Source organism: Lapidilactobacillus mulanensis (genome assembly GCF_003946215.1).
Classification (GTDB): Bacteria; Bacillota; Bacilli; order Lactobacillales; family Lactobacillaceae; genus Lapidilactobacillus; species Lapidilactobacillus mulanensis.
In genome coordinates this window covers 1-1878 of record NZ_RHOW01000097.1, presented here as the reverse complement: position 1 = coordinate 1878, position 1878 = coordinate 1, and the positions used below count along the sequence as shown (strand labels likewise).

The following is a 1878-nucleotide window of genomic DNA, read 5'->3' as shown; positions in this document are numbered from 1 at the left end:
AATGAAAAGGAAGAATTAGTCGCTTAAATTATACATAAACGTGTCCGGATTCTTGACTCAGATCCAGACGACTAAATCACTATGCTAAGATCTTGGAAAAATACAAGTTTGTTCAAGTTTACAGATCATTTATAGTTAATCTAAACTATATTCATCATTTTTCCTCAAATAAAATAATTCTTAAACAAGGCGATATCTTACCTCTCGGTCGGAAATTTAAAAATGATTTCAGACGTGAGTATTCAGACTTTGCCATAGTTTAATTTATTTTGACTATCTCATTTTCAATTTTCACGAGTTTGACTCAGGCGCTTTTGGCATTTTACATTTGTACCACTATAGTAGGAAAAACGAATAAAGACTTATTGACTGAAATTATTTTTGTTATAGTGTCCGGTTTGGAGTACTTTATTACTACTATAATAGATATCCCGAATCTATTAAATGGCTTGTTATCTTTTTTTATTACACTGATATCGCTTAATATACTAAAAATCAACTTTAGAAAAATAACTATAGCTGCTGCAACTTATATTTTCATTAGTGCTTTATCCGAATTATTCAGTACTTTAATTTTAGGAAATTCCATTGATCACTTGAGTTATTCAAGTCAAAATAATCTAATAATTCTAACCAGCTTTCTTTTTCAATCGTCTTTTCTTGTCATAATTGCCATTATTAAAAATATAAGAATCAAAGAAATATCTTTTTATTGGTATATTATCTTCCCAATCCCCATATTATCCTGTATTTTACTCACCTTTATAAAGAATGAAATCAATCAAAATAAACTTGTATTGTTAAGCTTAATAATAGTAATTATTATCAATCAATTTTCTTTCATGATAATATATTCTTTTCAGTTATTTATCGAACGAAATTTAGAATTAGATTCCAAAAATAAACGATCTTCCCTGATGATTTCAAATTATTCTTCTCGCTTAGAATCATATGAACAACAACGTAAATTAATACATGATTTCCGAAAGTACTTGGTAACCTTATTAACTTTGTTAGAAAATCATAAATACACTGATGCTAAAGATCTTATAAGGGAATTACTGCCTAATCAGCAGGAGAAAATAAATAATTATATGCAGCAAACTGGAAATATTATCATAGATGCTCAAATTAATAATTTTAAATTGGCACTAGATAATAAAATTACCTTTGTGAGTTTTAATTTCGATGTTGATCCTTTAACAAAGATAATTACCGATAAAGACATATCTTTAATTGTTGGCAATATTCTTGACAATATATTGTTTCATGCTGATATAAGCGATGGAAAGTCTGCATATATAAATTTCATTTATAATGATTCTATTTTTTATTTTAAAATTATTAATACAGTCAAAACAGAAAAACTTTTAAATAAAACTAAACATCATGGACTGGGAACAAGTATAGTTAAGGAGACAGTAGCAAAGTACGGTGGTAACGTAATAATAGATAAAAAAGGTGATAATTATAGCATTACAATCATTATTAATTTCTAATCTTTCTAATTCATACCTAATAAGTGTAAGCAGTAAATAATAGATTGTTTAAAAGGGCAAACCAACTTCTCGAAATTGAGAAATCGGGTTGTCTTTTGCGTTACTCTGGTAAGCAGTAGTAAGCAGGTTAAGCAGTAAACAACAGCCCATCTATGAAGCCCGCCAAATCCTTGGTATTCTAATTCTATCAAGAATATTGGAGGGCTTTTATGTCAGAAAAAAGTAAGCACCCAATAAACGACCGTAATCAAAAGCAGCGCCACTGATCCGAAACTTTTTGGTTCGAATCAATAGCGCTGTTTGATTTTAAATTGTAAGCGGTAAATAATCACCCGTTTTAAAAAGACAACCAAACTTCTCGATTTTGAGAAATCTGGTT

1 protein-coding gene and 1 pseudogene are annotated in these 1878 nt (G+C 28.8%); both read left to right on the top strand.

From position 1 onward, the window contains the following. Positions 1–80: 80 nt before the first annotated feature. Positions 81–263: pseudogene (locus EKM67_RS11045) on the top strand (LytTR family transcriptional regulator DNA-binding domain-containing protein); the annotation flags it as partial. A 102-nt stretch (positions 264–365) separates the two neighbouring features. Continuing rightward, positions 366–1499, top strand: coding sequence for a GHKL domain-containing protein (locus EKM67_RS10640; protein WP_125578949.1), 1134 nt, complete (start codon positions 366–368; stop codon positions 1497–1499). The last annotated feature ends 379 nt before the right edge of the window (positions 1500–1878 follow it).